This window comes from Microtetraspora sp. AC03309, from assembly GCF_020826795.1.
Classification (GTDB): Bacteria; Actinomycetota; Actinomycetes; order Streptosporangiales; family Streptosporangiaceae; genus Microtetraspora; species Microtetraspora glauca.
The window spans coordinates 144,964-160,775 of record NZ_JADDIL010000007.1 but is presented as its reverse complement, the minus strand read 5'-3'; the positions used below and the strand labels follow the sequence as shown (position 1 = coordinate 160,775).

Genomic DNA, 15,812 nt, shown 5'->3' with positions numbered 1-15,812 from the left:
GCCCCTGCCCCTGCCCCTGCCCCGAAGGCGAAGGTCTCCAGGAATCGCCTGGAGGAACGGACGGCGCCCGATTGGCCGGTGCCCACCGTGGCACGCGGGCCCGAGCACACCGCGGCCACTCCGCCGCACGTCGACGCGGCTCAGAGCGGGAACGGCGGGCGAGGGCCCCGGGTCACTGGACGGGAGTGCCGCCGCGCCACACCCTGCGCGGCTTGAGTCCGAACGACCAGGCGAAGGCGCCCTCGTGGTCGGCGTCCCACTGGACGATGTCGGCGAGCCGCCCCGGCGCGAGGACCCCGCGATCCGGTGCGCCAAGGACCTGCGCTCCGCCGAGCGTCGCGGCACGCAACGCGTCGCCCACGCTCATCCCGAACGCGGCCACCGCGAGGCTGATCACGAGCGACATCGAGGTGATGCCGCAGTGGCCGGGGTTGTGGTCGCTGCCGAGCGCGATCGGGACGCCCTGGGCGAGCATCCGCCGCACCGCGGGGAGCTGGCCGTGCTGGAGTGCGGTGCCGGGGCACACCACGGCGGGCACGCCGTACCGCGCCATCAGCGCGATGTCCTCGTCCGCGGTGTGATGCAGGATGTCGGCCGAGGCGCAGCCCATCTCAGCCGCGAGCTGGACCGCGCCGCGTCTGCTGTACGAGCCGGCGTGGATGCGGGGCATGAGCCCGACGTTGCGACCGGAGGCGAGGACCCAGCGGGCCTCGTCGGTGCCGAAGTGCCCCTCGTCGCAGTAGACGTCGACGCTGTCGGCCCCTGCCGCCGCCGCGTCGGCGCACCATGCGGCGGCCGCCTCGACGTAGTCCCGCTGGCGGCCGAAGTATTCCGGCGGGACGACGTGGGCGGCCAGGAACGTGACGTGCACCCGCGGCATCATCGGCTCTTTCTCGAGCTCGCGGAGCAGCCGCACGTCGGCCAGCTCGCCGTCGCGGGTGAGGTGGTATCCCGTCTTGGCCTCGACGGTGGTGGTGCCGCCCAGGAGCCATTCGCGCAGCCGCTCGCGGACGCCGTTGCAGAGCGTCCAGGGGTCGGTGCCGCGCGTGACGGTGATCGTCGAGAGGATGCCGCCGCCCGCCGCCGTGATAGCGGAGGGCGTCGAGCCGCCGGACCGCATCGCCATCTCGGCGTACCGGTTCCCGGCGTAGACGGGATGGGTGTGCGCGTCGATCAGTCCCGGGGTGACGAGCGCGCCGCCGAGGTTCTCGACGTGGTCGACGTCGACGATGTCGTCGACGACGCCGGGGACGCTCTGCGGGAGGTCCGCGGCACGGCCCACCCAGGCGATGCGGTCGCCGTGCACCAGGATGGCGGCGTTGCTGCACACATCATGGCCGGTCCAGAGCCGGCCGATGTTGGTCAGGAGGCGAACGGTCATCCGACCACCTGCTTTGAGGCCGGGGACAGCGAGCAGTCACCGCTCGCGGGCGATCCGCCCGCCGGGTCCACTCGGTGTCCGGAGGTCATCGGGGGTCTCCTGCCTCATCGCGCACTGCGTGCGATGGACCCTACCGCCAGGATCGAAATCCCAGGCGATTTCAGTCCAGTTACGTTATTTCACAGGTCGGCTTGCTGTACAGGGGTATTGAGAAGAACGCCGGTTCGCCTCTGTGGCCTCGGGATGGCCACGCCGTATCCCCGTCACATCCGGCCCCGTCTCAGCAGCTCAGAGACGGCGATCACGCTGGTCCCCCACGCGTAACAGCACTTAACGGTGTCACCATGTTACCCGCGCAGTATCTCTCGTAAGGCTTGCCAAATGATAGCAAGGTCAACGGGAATGGGCTAGCATTTCGGTTTTTCGCCCTTTAAGTCCTGCTTTTGCGCCAAATATCCAATAAGTCACGAAATGTCGAGACTGTGACTGGAGTGCATCCTGTGGCGGCAGCGGACAACGATAGCGGTCCCGGAAACGGTCACTCCCCGCATTCATCCCGAGGATGGGTGCGGGGAGCGACGACTGCGATGAGGGCCCGTTGGTGCGGGCAGCCACGCACGCGATAAGAGGCCGTTGGTGCGGGCAGCCACGCACGCGATAAGAGGCCGTTGGTGCGGGCAGCGACACCCGCGATAAGGGGCCGTTGGTGCGGGCGCCGACACCCGCGATAAGGGGCCGTTGGTGCGGGCGCCGACGCCCGCGATAAGGGGCCGGTGCCGAGATCAGACCGTCTCGACCGGCTTGGCCACCCGGTCGAGCTCGGCGTACAGGTCGCCGAGGACGCGAGCGTGCAGGATGGTGCCCTCGCCGGTGTGCTCCAGGGAGAGAACCTCGCCCTCCTCGTGCGCCCGCGCGACCAGGTCGCCCCGCTCGTACGGCACCAGCACGCGCACTTCGTGGTCGAGCCGCGGCAGTTCACGCTCGATCAGCGCCATGAGGTCGCGCATGCCGGAGCCGGTCCGGGCGGAGACGACGACGCTGTGCCGTTCCTTCATGGTCAGCCGGGCGAGCACGACGGGATCCGCCGCGTCGGCCTTGTTGACGACCACGACCTCGGGCACGTCCAAGGCGCCGTCGATCTCGGACAGGACCTCGCGGACCGCGGCGAGCTGGGACTCGGGGTCGGGATGCGAGCCGTCCACCACATGCAGGATCAGGTCGGCCTCCGCGACCTCCTCCAGCGTCGAGCGGAACGCCTCGACCAGCTGGTGCGGCAGATGCCGGACGAATCCGACCGTGTCGGCCAGCGTGAACAACCGGCCCTCGGGCGTGCGCGCCTTGCGCACCGTCGGGTCCAGGGTCGCGAACAGTGCGTCCTCGACCAGGACGCCGGCGCCGGTGAGCCGGTTGAGCAGCGACGACTTGCCGGCGTTGGTGTAACCCGCGATCGCCACGGCCGGGACCTGGCGGCTGCTCCGCCGGGAGCGCTTGGTCTCCCGCGCGGTCGACATCTCCTTGATCTGCCTGCGCAGCTTGGCCATCCGCTCGCGGATCCGCCGCCTGTCCAGCTCGATCTTGGTCTCACCGGGGCCGCGGCCGCCGATGCCGACGCCGCCCGCGGCGCGACCACCGACCTGACGGGACAGGTTGCCACCCCAGCCTCGCAGGCGGGGCAGAAGGTATTGGAGCTGGGCGAGCTCGACCTGGGCCTTGCCCTCGCGGCTCTTGGCGTGCTGGGCGAAGATGTCCAGAATCAGGGCGGTCCGGTCGATGACCTTGACCTTGACGATCTCCTCCAGCTGCCGCAGCTGGCCGGGGGTGAGCTCGCCGTCGCAGATCACGGTGTCGGCGCCGGACGCCGCCACGATGTCGCGCAGCTCGACCGCCTTGCCCGAGCCGATGTAGGTCGCGGGGTCCGGCCGGTCGCGCCGCTGGATCAGCCCCTCGAGAACATCGGATCCGGCGGTCTCGGCGAGAAGCTTCAGCTCCTGGAGCGAGTTCTCCGCGTCGACGATGGTGCCGCCGGTCCACACGCCCACCAGGACGACCCGCTCGAGCCGCAGCTGGCGGTATTCGACTTCGGTGATGTCTTCGAGCTCTGTCGACAGACCCGCCACGCGCCGGAGCGCTTGGCGCTCTTCAAGTTCGTAATCGCCGACGGCGAGGTCTTCGGGCTCGTTGCGCATATATGTCATCTCTACTAGACCAACACGTAGACACCCCTGGTGTCTTCCCCACGATGGTGACACGCCCGCCGCCGGTCATGCACCCCCTTATCCGCCCAGGTCAGGTTGTCCGCCCAGGTCAGCGAGGAGTCGCCGGCTCTCGCTCGACCAGTGCTCCAGTCCCAGCCGGTCGTGGACCTCCGCTGCCAGGTGGGCGTGGCGCAGGGCCGAGTCCCGGTCGCCCGTCGCCACCGCCAGCCTGGCCAGCGCCTGATGGATCGACCCCCACCCCGCGGTTCCGCTGCCGTTCACCGCCAGCCGGTCCGCGTACGGCAGCAGCAGCCCGTACAGCGACGCCGGGTCGGGGACGCCGAGCTCGGCCGTCACGTACGACCAGATGACGGCGGCGAACTCTCCGGACCAGTCCTCGGGGACCGGGGTACCCCATCGCGTGATCAGGCTCCTGGCCAGCGTCCGGTCCCCCACGTCGAGGGCCGCGAGCACGGCCATCGGGCGCAGCGGCTGCATGTACGGCTCCGCCGCACCGGCGACCAGCTCATCCACGATCTCGGCGACCCTGCCCTGCCCCCGGCGGCAGGTGTAGAGAATCGACAGCCGTACGTAGCTCAGCCCCCACATGGTGCTGTCGCCGAAGATCTTGTCCAGTTCGTCCGTCATGCGCTCGGCCTCGCTCCACCGGCCCTCCAGGGTCAGCCGAGCGGCCTGCGCCACTCTCACCATCGCGGTCAGCTCGGAACTCCTGACCTCCCGCAGCAGGCGTTCGGCGCGCGCCAGGTCCCGGTCCCACTCGTCCAGGTCTCCCATCCTGAACAGGCAGTGCAGCCGGTGCACCCTGGCCACGAGCTCGGCGGCGGCCGGGAGGCGGGGCACCGCGAGCATCTCCTCGACGGCCCGGCGCCGCTCGTGCTCACGCTCCGGCACCCAGGCCGCGATCAGGTAGTTGTTGAGCACCTGGAGGAGCAACGCCGGGTTCCCCACCCTCCGGGCGATCTCCACAGCCTCCGCCGCCATCGCCTCGCCCTCGGCCCGTCGTGGCCCGTAGTTCAGCTCGATGCCGAGCGTGCCGAGCAGCGCGGCCCGGTGGGCGTCGTCCAGCGGGCCCGCCAGGAGGTCTTCGAGCAGGGCGATCGCCCGGTCGTCGACCATGCCGTACGGCCGCCAGTTCCAGACGCTGAGCGTGCCGAACACGGTCACGGCCTCCACCAGCGTCACCCGGTCACCCTGACCCGCCGCCAGCTCGATGGCCTCCTCGATGGCGGAGCGGGCGCGCACGGTGTCGCCGATGTCCCGTCGCGCGCGGGCCAGTTCGACGAGCAGGCGGCACTTGCTGCCCGGGTCACCCTGCCCGAGCGCCAGCAGCGCCTTCTCCCAGAGCTCGACCGCCTCGACGTAGGCGCGCTGCGCGGTGGCCTGTCGCGCGGCCCTGGCGGCGTAGTCCACCGCCCTGTCGGCTCCGCCGATCCGCGCGGCCAGGGCGAAGTGGTGGGCGAGGATCGGCAGGCGCGCCGCACCGCCCCCACCCGGCAGCGACTCGAGCGCCTCACCGGCCCGCAGGTGAAGGCGGGCCTTCTCCAGGTGACCCAGCCCGGCATAGAGGGCGTCGCCGACCAGCGCGTGCGAGAAGCGGTAGTCGATTCCGTCACGGGTCTCGACCAGCAGCCCGGTGGCCACGGCAGGTTCGAGCCGCGACATCACTTCCTCGGCGGGGACTCCGGTGAACACCTCCAGCACGTCGAGGCCGACGTCGCGGCCGAGGACGGCGGCGGACCGAAGTAACTCCCGTGTCTTGTCCGGCAGCCTGGCGACCCTCCGGCCGATCACCTCGCGTACGCTTTCCGGCACCCCGAGCGACGCCGTGTCGAGCCGATGCTCACTGCCCAGGAGCCGGAGCAGCTCCCCCAGGTAGAACGGGTTGCCGCTGGTGCGCCGGAAGAGGACCCGCGCGAACGCGGGGTCGGTCAGGTCCCGCCTTTCCAGGAACGCCTGGACGTCCTCCTGCGTGAACGGGGGAAGCGACATGCGCTCGGTCCCCGGCTCACGGGCCAGCGCCGCGAGAGTCTCGCTCAGCTGTTCCGGGTCCAGGCCGGGCTCGGGCCGCAAAGTGGCCAGGACGAGTACCGACGCTCGGCTCAGGCTGTTCGCCATGTGGCCGAGCAACCGCAGTGAAGACGCGTCCGCCGCGTGCAGGTCGTCGAGCACGACGAGGGTGGGTCCGTCCGCGGCGGTCAGCGCCGAGAGCGCCCGCTCGTACAGTTCGAGGAGGGCCGCGCCCGGGTCGGCGGAACCGTCCGCCCCCTCTCCCGCGAGGAGCCGGACGGCCTGCGCGCCCCGCTCACCCAGCGCGCGTAGCGCCTGGAGCCACGGCCAGAACGGCAGCGTCCCGTGTCCCTCCACGCAACGCCCCCAGACGACGGATATCCCCCGCGCCTCGGCCTCTTCTGCGGCGATCTGGGCGAGGCGCGTCTTGCCGATCCCCGCCTCTCCGGTCAGCAGCATGACCCCGCCCCGACCGCGCCGTACGTGGCCGAGTCTGTCGGCGATGCGGCCCAGCTGGCTCGCCCGCGCGATGAGGGGTTCGGACTTCGGCTCGTACGGCTTCGGCTCGTACGGCTTCGGCTCGGCGGCCACGATCCTGGTCTGCTCCTTCGGTGCCTCCAGAAGCGCGGACTGGTCGAACACCGCCTGTTCGAGCCGCCGCAGATCCGGCCCGGGGTCGACTCCCAGCTCACGGGCGAGCAGGGCGCGGACCCGGCGAAGCGCCGCCAGGGCGTCCGCCTGCCGTCCCGCGCGGTAGAGGGCCAGCACGAGGAGCCCCCACGATCGTTCCCGGTACGGATGGGCCTCCACCATGCGTTCGAGGTCGGCGACGCACGACCCGCTGTCCCCCAGGGCGAGCCTGGCCTCGAACCTGTCCTCCGCGGCCAGGGCCCGCAGCTCGGTGAGCCGGGCGATCACCGGCTTGGCGAACTCCTGGCTCGCGAACTCCGCCAGCGGCTCGTCCCGCCACATGCCGAGCGCCCGGTCCAGCGCCTCGAGTGCCGGGCCGTACCGCCGCTCGGCGAGGGCGCGGCGGCCCTCCTCCGCCCAGGAGGTGAAGCACGACAGATCGACCTGGCGCGGAGCCAGGGCCAGCAGGTAGCCCGGTTCGCGGGTCAGCAGCACGGTGGGCGGCGTGCGCGGCGCGCGGTGCGGTTCGAGGACACGGCGCAGGTGCGAGATATAGGCCTGGAGCGCACCCGTGGCACTCGATGGCGGCTCGTCCGCCCAGACCTCGTCGATCAACCGGTCGAGTGAGACGATCCGCCCGGGTTCGAGCGCGAGCAGGGCGAGGACCGCCCGCTGTTTCCGCGACCCCAGATCCAGCGATTCGCCATCTCCGGAGATCACCTCAAAGGGCCCGAAAAGCCGGAAGAACAACGAACCCATGACTTTCCCATCTAATCGGCCACGCAAGCGTAGAGCCTCATCGGAAAGATCGGAACGCTCCACTTGGAGGCGGCTTACGGAACCCGTAAGCCGGAGACAGTAGGACGTCAAACGCTCTGACCCATTCTCGATCCCGGCGGAAGAAACTCCACGAGAGAGGTCATGAACGACATGGATGACATCAACGGCCTGGGGCACGACCTGCGCCGCGCTGTACGCGGCTCGGTCCTGGTCAGAGGTGACGAGGGCTTCGACTCCGCGCGTGCCGCGTGGGACCCGGCGATCGACCAGAAGGTGCTCGCCGTGGTGGAGGCGGAGGACGCCGCGGACGCCGCAGCCGTCGTGGCCGTCGCCCGGCTCGCCGGGGTCGGTGTCGCCACCCAGCCGTACGGCCACGCTCCCGCGGGCTTCGAGGGCACGATCCTGCTCAGGACCGGGAAGCTACGGAGCGTGGAGGTCGACCTCGACCGGCGGACCGCGCGCGTCGAGGCGGGCGCCACCTGGGGCGACGTGCTTTCGGCGGCCGGTAAGCACGGACTCACCGGGCTGGCGGGCAGCACCGCGGTCGTGAGCGCGACCGGATTCACCCTGGGCGGCGGCCTGAGCTGGTTCGGCCGCGAACACGGCTTCGCCGCCGACAGCGTCCGCGCCTTCGAGGTGGTGGACTCCCACGGCGACCGCGGCCGGGTGACGGCGGCCTCCGATCCCGACCTGTTCTGGGCGCTGCGCGGCGGGGGCGGCGACTTCGCGCTGGTGACCGCCATGGAGATCGACCTGCACCCGGCTCCGTGCCTGTACGGCGGGCGCATCCTCTGGCCGGCGGCGCGCGCGCAGGAGGTGCTCTCGGCGTTCCGCTCCGTCACCGCGAAGGCTCCTGACGAGCTGAGCGTGTGGTTCCAACTGCTGCAGTTCCCGCCGCTGCCGGAACTGCCCGAGCCGTTGCGCGGTCTGTCGGCGGTGACCATCGACGTGGCCTTCCTCGGTGATCCCGAGGAGGGACGGGATCTGCTTCGCGAGTTCGACGCCGTCCCCGGCGCGATCTTCGACACCCGGGGCCGGATGGAGGTCGCGAACCTCGCCGACATCTGCGCCGAGCCGACGACGCCGACGCCCTCCCTGTTCCGGGGCGAACTGCTGACCGCGCTCGACGACGCCGCGGCCGCGGCGCTGCTGGCGTCGTCGGGTCCGGGCACGGTCGCTCCGCTGGCCTGCGTGCAGCTACGCCACCTCGGGGGAGCGCTGGCCCGGCCGGCGGAGAACGGCGGCGCCTGCGGCCACATCGAGGAGCCGTACCTGCTCGGGATGTTGGGCGTGCTCGTCACCCCGGACGCGGCGGGGGCCATCCGGGACCGGCAGGCGTCGATCGCGCGGGCGTTGACGCCGTACACGAGCGGGCGCAAGCCGTTCACGTTCCTGGCTCACGAGGAGAGCGCGGCGTCCGCGTTCACCGGCGACGTGCTGGCGAGGCTGCGGGAGGTAAAGCGCGACCGTGACCCCCAGGGCGTCTTCCGCAGCAACCACCCGGTCCTGGCCTGACGACCCTCCGGCTCGGGTCCGGCCGCGTAAACGGCCGGACCTGCCGGAACGAACCCCCAGATCACCGGCCTTGTCCCGCCCGTACGGGCACGCGGTCAGGGCTTGAGCACCTTGATGTCGCCGATGCCGGTCGTGATGGTGATCGACCGTGACGCGGAGGGGTCCGAGACGATGCCGATCTCCTTGTCCCCCAGCCCGGTGTCCACGGTGAGCTTGTAGCTCTCCGCGGGGATCCACATCGTGGCGTCGCCCGTACCCGTCTCCACGTCCACCCTGTCGGGTGCGGAGGCGAACTTCAGCTTCACGTCGCCCGTACCGGTCTCCGCCGACACCTGCTTGCCGCCGAGCCCGCTCGTGTCCACGTCGCCGATGCCGGTGGTGAGCCGGACCGGGCCGGTCAGCGAGCGGATCGTGATGTCACCCGTGCCGGATTCGACCTTCACGTCCAGCCCGCGCGGCACGTCGACGCGGTAGTGGATCGCGCAGTTGTTGCAGTCGTACGCAAGGGTCAGGGTGTCGCCGTTCACCTTGTGCCCGTCGTGGGGCTTGTCCCCCGTCCACTCCACCGTCTCGGCGACCTGGATGCCCGACGCGTCGGAACCGTTCACCGTCACGTCACCGATTCCGGCCCGCACGACCAGCGCCGCGACCTTGTCGGTCACGTCGTAGTTCAGGGTCTCGCGCTCCTTCCAGGCACCGATCCTCAGGTCGCAGGCCGAGAGGGTGAGGCCGAGACCGAGCGCGATGCCGAGTACCGCGATGTTCTTCCTTCTCATGCCCCCGATTTTGCTGTGCCGTACGGCTCGCGCCCATCCGGGAATCCCCCTGCGCGCCCCTGAGGGCACCCCCGACATTGACCATGCTCCCGGCCGCAGAGTACCGTCAATTCCACAATTCAGAACTTTGTTTCCGCATAGTGGAAAGGAAGCCCGATGGCAGGCGTTGAGATCAGGGGTCCGCTGCTGGACAGGTTCGACGAGATCCTCACTCCCGAGGCCCTCGACTTCGTGGCTACCCTGCAGCGGGAGTTCAACGCGCGCAGGCTGGAACTACTCGCCGCGCGCCAGGCACGCCAGGCGGATCTCTCGGCCGGCGCCTCGCTCGACTTCCTCCCCGAGACCAGGGACGTCCGCGAGTCCGACTGGCGGGTCGCGCCTCCGGCCCCCGGTCTGGAGGACCGCCGGGTGGAGATCACCGGGCCGGTCGACCGGAAGATGACGATCAACGCGCTGAACTCGGGGGCCAAGGTGTGGCTCGCCGACTTCGAGGACGCCAACTCCCCGACCTGGGAGAACACCGTCAGCGGGCAGCTCAACCTCCGGGCCGCCCTCGACCGCACCATCGACTTCGCCACCGGCGGCAAGACGTACGCGCTGCGACCGGACGAGGAGCTCGCCACCGTCGTGGTCCGTCCGCGCGGCTGGCACCTGCCCGATAAGCACGTCGTGGTGGACGGAGAGGAGATGTCGGCCTCGCTGCTTGACTTCGGCCTCTACTTCTTCCACTGCGCCGAGCGGCAGATCGCCAAGGGACGGGGGCCGTACTTCTACCTGCCCAAGATGGAGTCGCATCTGGAGGCCAGGCTCTGGAACGACGTGTTCGTCCGGGCCCAGGAGCTCCGGGGCATCCCGCGCGGGACGATCCGGGCCACCGTGCTGATCGAGACCTACCCGGCCGCGTTCGAGATGGAGGAGATCCTCTACGAGCTGCGCGAGCACTCCGCGGGCCTGAACGCGGGCCGGTGGGACTACCTGTTCAGCGTCATCAAGAAGTTCCGCACCCGGGGCCGGGAGTTCCTGCTCCCCGAGCGCAACGCCGTCACGATGACCGCGCCGTTCATGCGCGCCTACACCGAGCTGCTCGTCCGCACCTGCCACAAGCGCGGGGCGCACGCCATCGGCGGCATGGCCGCGTTCATCCCCTCGCGCCGCGACCCCGAGGTCAACAAGGTGGCGCTGGAGAAGGTGCGCGCCGACAAGACCCGCGAGTCCGGTGACGGCTTCGACGGGTCCTGGGTCGCCCACCCCGACCTGGTGCCGATCTGCCGCGAGGTCTTCGACGGCGTGCTCGGCGACCGCCCCAACCAGCTCGACCGGCTGCGCGAGGACGTCCGGGTCACCGCCGAGGACCTGCTGTCGGTCTCCAAGACCCCCGGAGAGATCACCGAGGCGGGTCTGCGGAACAACGTGGACGTCGCCCTGCGGTACCTCGCGGCCTGGATGGGCGGGCTCGGCGCGGTCGCGATCCACAACCTGATGGAGGACGCGGCGACCGCCGAGATCTCCCGCTCCCAGATCTGGCAGTGGATCCACAACGACATCGAGCTCGCCGACACGGGCACGCTCGTGACCCGCGAACTCGTCGAGCGGATCATCGGCGAGGAACTGGACAAGATCGCGGCCGAGCCCGGATACGACGACAAGCTGTACGCCGAGGCCACCGCCCTGTTCAAGGAGGTCGCCCTCGACGACGACTTCGCCGAGTTCCTCACCCTCCCCGCGTACGCCCGCATGCCCTGACCCGGACCGTGGGCCTGAGTGCCGTGGACCCGAGTGCCGTGGGCCGGAGTGCCGTGGGCCTGTGGTGGACCCGCCGTGGGCCTGAACGCCGTGACCCGAACGGGTCGTGATCCGGAGCCGGTCCCCGCGCCGAGGGACCGGCCCCCGGCCGCACGTGAATGTTCGGGACCGTCGACGTTAGGTCGTGTCTGACAAATCAAGCCCTGCTGCGCACGGCCCAGATGGCACCTCGCTTCGTTGTCGTCGTCGGCCGGAGGCTCCGGCTCCGACCTCCTCCTTTGCCTCGCGAGGCATCCATCTGGATCCGCGCTCGCACCGGGCAGCATTTGTCAGACACTCCCTAGCGATGTCCGCTTTCGCGGTGATGGGATGGACTTATGACTGATGCGGTTCTTACCCGATTGGCTGGTCTGTTCGGGGAACTGCTGCCGGCCGACGCGGTGATCACCGACCCCGTGCGGCTGCGGACGTACGACTGCGACGGGCTGACCTACCACCGGGCGACGCCGGGGATCGTCGTCCTTCCCGACACCGCCGAGCAGATCGCGGCCGTGGTCCGGCTGTGCGATGAGTACGGCGTGCCGTTCGTGGCACGGGGCTCGGGGACCGGCCTGTCCGGCGGCGCGCTCCCCAGGACCGACGGCGTCCTGATCGTCACGTCCCGGATGCGGCGCATCCTGGAGATCGACCTGCCGAACCGGCGCGCGGTGGTCGAGCCGGGAGTCACCAACCTGGCGATCACCGAGGCGGTCCGCGACCAGGGGTACTACTACGCGCCCGACCCCTCCAGCCAGCAGGTCTGCTCGATAGGCGGCAACGTCGCGGAGAACTCGGGCGGCGCCCACTGCCTGAAGTACGGGTTCACGGTCAACCACATCCTCGGACTGGAGATCGTCACTCCCGACGGGGAGATCGTGGAGCTGTCGGCCGATGACCCCGGCTACGACCTGCTGGGCGCGTTCATCGGCTCGGAGGGCACCCTCGGCATCGCCACCAAGATCACCGTACGGCTCTCGCGGACGCCGGAGGCGGTCACCACCCTGCTCGCGGCGTTCACGGGCATCGAGACCGGCGGCCAGGCCGTATCCGCGATCATCGCGGCGGGCATCGTCCCGGCGGCCATCGAGATGATGGACGCGCTGGCCGTCGAGGCGGCCGAGGCCGCCGTCAACTGCGCATACCCCCAGGGCGCGGGAGCCGTACTCATCGTGGAGCTGGACGGGCCGCACGCCGAGGTGGCGCACCAGTTCGCCGAGGTGGAGCGGATCTGCCGGGAGAGCGGCGCGTTCGAGATCAGGGTCGCGGCGTCCGCCGAGGAGCGGGCCGCCATCTGGAAGGGGCGCAAGTCCGCCTTCGCGGCCGTGGGCCGGATCAGCCCGGCGTACATCGTGCAGGACGGCGTGGTCCCCCGCACGGCGCTGCCGGAGGTGCTGGCCGGGATCGACCGCCTCCAGGAGGAGTACGGCATCCGCGTGGCCAACGTCTTCCACGCGGGGGACGGCAACCTGCACCCGCTGGTCCTGTTCGACGACGCGGTCCCCGGTCAGGGCGAGCGCGCCGAGGCGGTCAGCGGGCGGATCCTCGACCTGTGCATCGAGCACGGCGGATCGATCACCGGCGAGCACGGCGTGGGCGTCGATAAATCCCGATATATGCCGAAGATGTTCACAGAGGAGGACCTGGACACGATGCAACTCGTCCGCTGCGCCTTCGATCCGCGCGGCCTGTCCAACCCGGGCAAGGTCTTCCCGACACCGAGGTTGTGCGGCGAGGTACCGGGCGTGCGCAAGGGCGTCCACCCCCTGGTCGAGTCCGGCCGGGCGGAGCAGTTCTGATGAACGACGACGCCGGCGCGAAAGAGACGCTCACGGCAGCGCTCACCGACACGGGCGTGGCGATCCGGCCCGCGGACCCGGACGACTCGGTCGCGGGGGTCCGGCCGCGATGGGTCGCCCTGCCCGAGACCGCCGAGGAGATCGCCGCCCTCATGCGGGTGACGTCCGCGCACGGCCTCGCCGTCGTCGCGGCCGGCGCCGGGACGAAGCTGCACTGGGGCCACCCCCCGGAGCGGTGCGACGTGCTGATCGACACCTGCTGCCTGAACGAGATCCTGGAGCACGAGGCGGGCGACCTGGTGGTGCGCGTCCAGGCCGGGGTGCCGCTGGACGCGCTGGCACGGGCGCTCGCCGCGAAGGGGCAGGAACTCGCCATCGACGTCCCGCTTGAGGGCGGCACGGTCGGCGGCCTGCTCGCCACCGGGATCGCCGGTCCCCGCAGGTTCCGGTACGGCACCGCGCGCGATCTGATCATCGGGATCACCGTCGTCCTCGCGGACGGCACGATCGCCAAGGCGGGCGGCAAGGTCGTCAAGAACGTCGCGGGCTACGACCTGGGCAAGCTGTTCACCGGCTCGTACGGCACGCTCGGAGTGATCGCCGACGCCACGTTCCGGCTCCATCCCCTCCCCACGGCACGGGCGTGGGTGACCGCCACCTTCGACCGGCCCGTGACGGAGACGCAGGGCACGTGGGAGGACGAGAAGGGCGTCACCTTCGACACCGCGTCCGTCGACGTGGCCGACGAGATCCGCGCGATCGTCCCGGCCGTCGCCGAGTCCCAGGCGGAGCCGAGCGCGATCGAGGTCGACTGGCCGGACGTGAACGGCCCCTGCGTGATCGCGGTCCTGGTCGAGGGGGCGGCCGCCGCCGAGCGCGCGCGGGCCGTACGGGACATGATGGGAGAGAAGGCGCAGGTGGCGGACGAGCCCCCGGAATGGTGGGGACGGCTTCCCGGTCTCCCTGGTCTCCCTGGTCTCCCTGGTCTCGCTGACCGGGCGGGCGACGAGGGCGTCCTGCTGGAGTTCAGGAACGTGGCCTCCCGGCTTCCCGGAACGTTCGTCGGCCCCTTCTCCACCGCCGCGACGACGGGCACGCGCCCGGCCGTACGCGGGTCCCTGGCCTCGGGGGTGCTCCATGTCGCCCTCCCGCCGGGGACCGAGCCGGCCGCGGCCGCGGCGTTCGTCGGCGCGCTCCGCGCCGAATGCGAGGACGCGGGACGGGTCGTCGTGCTCGCCGCGCCCGAGGAGGTCGCGCGGCGGGTGGACCGGTGGGGGCACGTCGGAGGGCTCACGCTCATGCGCCGGGTCAAGGACCGTTTCGACCCTGAACGCCGGATGTCTCCCGGCCGATTCGTGGGAGGGATCTGATGTGGACCCCGAGCTGATCAAGGATTGCGTGCACTGCGGGTTCTGCCTGCCCACCTGTCCGACGTACCTCCTGTGGGGAGAGGAGATGGACTCGCCCCGCGGCCGGATCCATCTCATGGCGCAGCATGTCGAGGGGACGCCGGTCACCGATGAGATGGCGGGCCACTTCGACGCCTGCCTCGGCTGCATGGCCTGCGTGACGGCCTGCCCGTCGGGCGTGCGGTACGACCGGCTCATCGAGGAGACCCGCGCCGTAGTGGAGCGGGAGCACGTACGCGCTCCCGAGGACCGCGCGATCAGGGAGCTGGTCTTCGCGCTGTTCCCCTACCGGCGGAGGCTGCGGGCGATGCGCCTGCCGATGCGCCTGGCGACGCGGATGCGGCCGTTCCTCGACCGGGTCCACCCGTCCCTCGGCGCCATGGCCGAGCTCGTTCCCCCACCCGCCCGGCCGATACGGCTGCCGCCGCGCGTGCACGCCCTGGGCCGGCGCAGAGCCACCGTGGGGATGCTCACGGGATGCGTGCAGAGCCAGTTCTTCCCCCGGGTCAACGCGGCGACGGCGCGCGTGCTCGCGATGGAGGGCTGCGACGTGGTGATCCCGCCGCGCCAGGGATGCTGCGGGGCGCTGTCCCTGCATTCGGGCCGGGACGCCCGCCGGTTCGCCAAGCGCACGATCGCGATGTTCGAGCGGGCCGGGGTCGACACGGTCGTGGTGAACGTCGCCGGCTGCGGGTCGAGCATGAAGGAGTACGCCGAGGTGCTCAGGGACGAGCCGGAATGGGCGGAGCGGGCCGAGGCGCTGCGCGTGCGCGACCTCGCCGAGTACCTGGTCGAGCTGGGCCCGGTCGCGCGGCGCCATCCGTTGCCGGTTTCCGTGGCCTACCACGACGCGTGCCATCTGGCCCACGCTCAGGGAGTGCGGTCCCAGCCGAGGGAGCTGCTGCGTGGGATCCCCGGCCTGGAGCTCCGGGAGATCTCGGAGTCCGCCATCTGCTGCGGGTCGGCGGGGACCTATAACCTGTTCCAGCCGGGGCCCGCCCGCGAGCTGGGCGACCGCAAGGCCGGGCACGTCATGGCGACCGGCGCCGAGGTGCTGGTGTCCGCGAACCCCGGCTGTTCCATGCAGATCGCGGCCGCCGTACGGAGGTCGGGGAAGGGCGAGATGAGGGTGGCGCACACCGCCGAGGTGCTCGATGCCAGCCTGCGCGGGCTCGGCGCCCGCGCGCTGGGACGCGCATGATCGAGCGAATCGCTGATCGCGCGGGTGCTCATTGCGCGTCCTCGACACGACCCGACTCCGAACCGCCAGGCGAGGAGACGGCATGAACGAGCGAAGCGAGCGAATCAATAGGCACAGCGCGTTTCGCGCGGGTGCTCATTGCGCGTCTTCGACACGACCCGACTCCGAGCCGCCAGGCGAGGAGACGGCATGAACGAGCGAAGCGAGCGAATCAATAGGCACAGCGCGTTTCGCGCGGGTGCTCATTGCGCGTCTTCGACACGACCCGACTCCGAGCCGCCAGGCGAGGAGACGGCATGAACGAGCGAAGCGAGCGAAT

At 70.8% G+C, this 15,812-nt stretch carries 9 protein-coding genes; 5 read left to right on the top strand and 4 right to left on the bottom strand.

What is annotated here, in order from left to right:
* Positions 1-172 precede the first annotated feature (172 nt).
* From hutI to IMZ11_RS06070, 3 genes are all read right to left on the bottom strand, one after another.
* Complete coding sequence (gene hutI, locus IMZ11_RS06080; RefSeq protein ID WP_061257581.1) at positions 173-1,381, bottom strand: imidazolonepropionase; 1,209 nt, start codon at positions 1,379-1,381, stop codon at positions 173-175.
* Positions 1,382-2,163: 782 nt separating this feature from the next.
* Positions 2,164-3,567, bottom strand: coding sequence for a GTPase HflX (gene hflX / locus IMZ11_RS06075; protein ID WP_228638307.1), 1,404 nt, complete (start codon positions 3,565-3,567; stop codon positions 2,164-2,166).
* 87 nt (positions 3,568-3,654) lie between these two features.
* Positions 3,655-6,993 (bottom strand): AfsR/SARP family transcriptional regulator, encoded by a 3,339-nt coding sequence (locus IMZ11_RS06070; protein WP_228638305.1) that lies wholly within the window; start codon positions 6,991-6,993, stop codon positions 3,655-3,657.
* Between the two features lie 162 nt (positions 6,994-7,155).
* Between IMZ11_RS06070 and IMZ11_RS06065 the strand changes: the two genes are divergently transcribed.
* A complete protein-coding gene (locus IMZ11_RS06065; protein WP_308066755.1) occupies positions 7,156-8,529 on the top strand; it encodes an FAD-binding protein in 1,374 nt (457 codons plus the stop codon).
* Positions 8,530-8,624: 95 nt separating this feature from the next.
* Here the strand turns inward: IMZ11_RS06065 and IMZ11_RS06060 are convergent, their stop codons facing one another.
* A complete protein-coding gene (locus tag IMZ11_RS06060; RefSeq protein ID WP_228638303.1) occupies positions 8,625-9,305 on the bottom strand; it encodes a DUF4097 family beta strand repeat-containing protein in 681 nt (226 codons plus the stop codon).
* A 156-nt stretch (positions 9,306-9,461) separates the two neighbouring features.
* Between IMZ11_RS06060 and aceB the strand changes: the two genes are divergently transcribed.
* From aceB to IMZ11_RS06040, 4 genes are all read left to right on the top strand, one after another.
* Positions 9,462-11,048: a malate synthase A gene (aceB, locus tag IMZ11_RS06055; protein WP_228638301.1), complete on the top strand. Its 1,587-nt coding sequence runs from the start codon at positions 9,462-9,464 to the stop codon at positions 11,046-11,048.
* A 377-nt stretch (positions 11,049-11,425) separates the two neighbouring features.
* Positions 11,426-12,883 carry an FAD-linked oxidase C-terminal domain-containing protein gene (locus tag IMZ11_RS06050; RefSeq protein ID WP_228638299.1) on the top strand — a complete coding sequence of 486 codons (1,458 nt, stop codon included), beginning with the start codon at positions 11,426-11,428 and terminating at the stop codon, positions 12,881-12,883.
* Positions 12,883-14,253, top strand: coding sequence for an FAD-binding oxidoreductase (locus IMZ11_RS06045; protein WP_228638297.1), 1,371 nt, complete (start codon positions 12,883-12,885; stop codon positions 14,251-14,253). Before IMZ11_RS06050 ends, IMZ11_RS06045 begins: the two co-directional genes overlap by 1 nt.
* A 1-nt stretch (position 14,254) precedes the next feature.
* Positions 14,255-15,493 (top strand): (Fe-S)-binding protein, encoded by a 1,239-nt coding sequence (locus tag IMZ11_RS06040; protein ID WP_228638295.1) that lies wholly within the window; start codon positions 14,255-14,257, stop codon positions 15,491-15,493.
* Positions 15,494-15,812: the final 319 nt, after the last annotated feature.